This is a genomic window from Clavibacter sp. MX14-G9D (assembly GCF_032917815.1).
Taxonomy (GTDB): Bacteria; Actinomycetota; Actinomycetes; order Actinomycetales; family Microbacteriaceae; genus Clavibacter; species Clavibacter michiganensis_K.
In genome coordinates, this window is record NZ_JAVCVL010000347.1 from 1 (window position 1) to 1,639 (window position 1,639).

2 protein-coding genes and 1 pseudogene are annotated in these 1,639 nt (G+C 75.4%); 1 reads left to right on the plus strand and 2 read right to left on the minus strand.

Annotated elements, in window-relative coordinates; all coding sequences use genetic code 11:
* A pseudogene (locus Q6969_RS15485) lies at positions 1 to 337 on the plus strand (hypothetical protein); the annotation flags it as partial.
* Between the two features lie 55 nt (positions 338 to 392).
* On the opposite strand, the gene Q6969_RS15490 reads toward Q6969_RS15485, so the two are convergent.
* Entirely contained in the window at positions 393 to 836 is a 444-nt protein-coding gene (locus Q6969_RS15490) for a DUF805 domain-containing protein (RefSeq protein ID WP_317231241.1), read from the minus strand.
* A gap of 109 nt (positions 837 to 945) precedes the next feature.
* Positions 946 to 1,518 (minus strand): hypothetical protein, encoded by a 573-nt coding sequence (locus tag Q6969_RS15495; protein ID WP_317231242.1) that lies wholly within the window; start codon positions 1,516 to 1,518, stop codon positions 946 to 948.
* Positions 1,519 to 1,639 lie beyond the last annotated feature (121 nt).

A 1,639-nucleotide genomic window follows, 5' to 3' on the forward strand; every position in this document is an offset into this window, starting at 1 on the left:
CGCCGTGCTCGCCGACTCCGCGCGGGCCGACGCGCAGGCGACCCGCGACGCCGCCGAGGACCGCGACGCCGCCGCCGACGAGCGCGCCGACCTCGACGAGCGCGCCGCCGCGGAGGCCGCCGACTTCGACACCTACGGCCACGACGGCGAGCGCCCCGCCCCCGAGGTCACCGTCATCGTCGACGGCCACGGCGACGGATCCACCCGCATCGAGGTCGACGGCCCCGCCACCGTCGAGGTGCAGGGCGACCGCGTCGAGGTCGACGGCGACGAGGCCCACCGGGACGGCGAGGCGCACCGGGCCGACGAGGGCTCCTCGTCCGCCGACCGCTCCTAGCTGCCGGCAGCGCGGCGTCGGGCCTCGGCCGGCCGAGCCGTCCGACGCCCGCGCGTCAGTCGAAGCGCGCGCCGGCCGGCCGGGGACCGGACGCGGTCATGATGACGTAGACGATGGGCCCGGCGAGCGGCACGAGGAAGAAGAACGACCACGCCCCGCTGCGGTCGATGTCGTGCAGCCGTCGCCACGAGACGGCGAGCGACGGGATGAACACGGCCAGCTGCAGGATCGAGTTCACGGCGCTCCACGGGTCGACGATGTCGAAGCGGCTGCCGATGTCCATCGGGTCGCGCCCGCCCGTGTTCAGGGTGCTCAGCGTGTCCAGGGCGGTCGTGACCACGAAGCCCGTGAGGATCCACCACCAGAACTCGCTGCGGCTCGCGCGCCCGCGGAACGTCGCGTACTTGAGGAAGAACCGCCGCATCGCCTCGGACCACGGGGCGCCGTAGTGCGGCAGCTCGAGGGGCGGACGGGATGCGGGCGGCGTCGCGTCGGTCATCCTCCCACCGTACCGATGCCGCCTCGATGAGCGGGCGGACGCGTCGGGCCGTGCGACGACGCCCGCGCCCGCCGAGGGCGGACGCGGGCGTCGGTCGGGCTCGACGAGGTCAGCGGTGGCAGTACGACGGGTGGTGCGAGAAGTAGTACAGCCGGAAGCTCTGGCCCGCGGGGCAGATGCGGTGGGCCTTCAGCAGCTCGAACACCCCGGTGAAGAAGATCGCGCCGAGGGCGCACAGGGCGGCGCCGTACTCGCCGCCCATGCGGCAGATCTGCATGGTGGCGGTCGCCGAGCCCACGGCGATGACCACCTTCTGCATCGCGTAGGAGATGTCGAGCCACGGTCCGTGGCTGTTCCAGCCCATGATGCCGTCGCGGGTCGCGACGGCGGCCGCGGGCCGGTCGGCGCCGGCGCGCACGGCGGCACCCACCGACAGGGCGGCCTCGTCCGGGCCCGGTTGGGCTCCGGACGACGGGGTGTCCGTCGGCGCAGCCGGAGCGGAGACGGCGACGGGCGCGGCGTGACGCGGGACGGCCGCTGCCGGTCCAGCCGCGGCCGTGACGCAGGTGACGGCCGTGAGCGCCGCCGCGGCGACGAGGGCGAGGCGCCGTCGCGGGCTGCCGGCGGTCGGCCGGCGGGACGGGATGCGGGGGATGCGGACGGGGGAGGGGAGGTGGGGCATGGGGATCCTTCTCGGTCGGTGGTCGACTGAGGAGCATTCTCGATAGGGGGATGCTGCTGCTCGCGGCGTCCCCAGGCGGCGACGCGGCACGCGGCCTCCCGGCGGCTCAGGCTCCGATGCC